The following is a 949-nucleotide window of genomic DNA, read 5'->3' on the forward strand; positions in this document are numbered from 1 at the left end:
TGCGTTTAGGCCGTCCAGATAAGGAGAGTTGGGATCTGCTTCTGGAGGGTTTGGCGTAATTTTGAACATCTACTAAGTCCTTAAGTGGAGCTGCAACCCTCTAGCTACTAAACAGAAGGGTGGCAGCTGTACGCAGGTTAGTAGACCGGGGACTTAGCAAGCCGGCGCGCCCGAAGGCGCCCTGCGCACAACCGCCATCAAATACAGGCACGAAAACGCCTGATTGAGGAGAGCCATACACCTCGCTAAATACACCGAGCTACTAAACCCGACCACTGATGGGCAGTGGCAGGCAAACGATAGAGCCCGGGGGCAAGGTGCACAAGCCGGCGGATTCTGGCGTAGTTGTAGGCAAAGGCGCAAGGATGTGTGGCTTGGTGGAAGGTTAAGGGAAAGCGAATAAACACCCTCTCGGATTCACCCTAAAACCCGTGGCGAGGGAGCTTGCTCCCGCTGGGCTCTGTAGGCGCTGGCAAAGCCTGCGATCTTTCTCTCCGGACTCATTTGGCAGCGTGAAGGTCGCGTTTGTGGCGAGGGGATTTATCCCCGCTGGGCTGCGCAGCGGCCCTAAAAATCTTGCGGTCGCTGCGCAACCGAGCGGGAGCAAGCTCCCTCGCCACGGGGTTTGATGGTGCGGCGACTATCGTGGGGCGACGTTCTCCAACACGCGATTCGCCAGCAACGAACCCAGCTCGATCAATGGCCGGATCTCAAAAAGCGTGGCGAGGGGATTTATCCCCGCTGGGCTGCGCAGCAGCCCTAAAAATCTTGCGGTCGCTGCGCAACCGAGCGGGAGCAAGCTCCCTCGCCACGGGGTTTGATGGTGCGGCGGCTAGCGTGGGGCGACGTTATCCAACACGCGATTCGCCAGCAACGAACCCAGCTCGATCAATGGCTGGATCTCAAAAAGCGTGGCGAGGGAGCTTGCTCCCGCTGGGCTGCGAAGCGG

It is taken from the genome of Pseudomonas brassicacearum subsp. neoaurantiaca (assembly GCF_013608025.1).
Taxonomy (GTDB): domain Bacteria; phylum Pseudomonadota; class Gammaproteobacteria; order Pseudomonadales; family Pseudomonadaceae; genus Aquipseudomonas.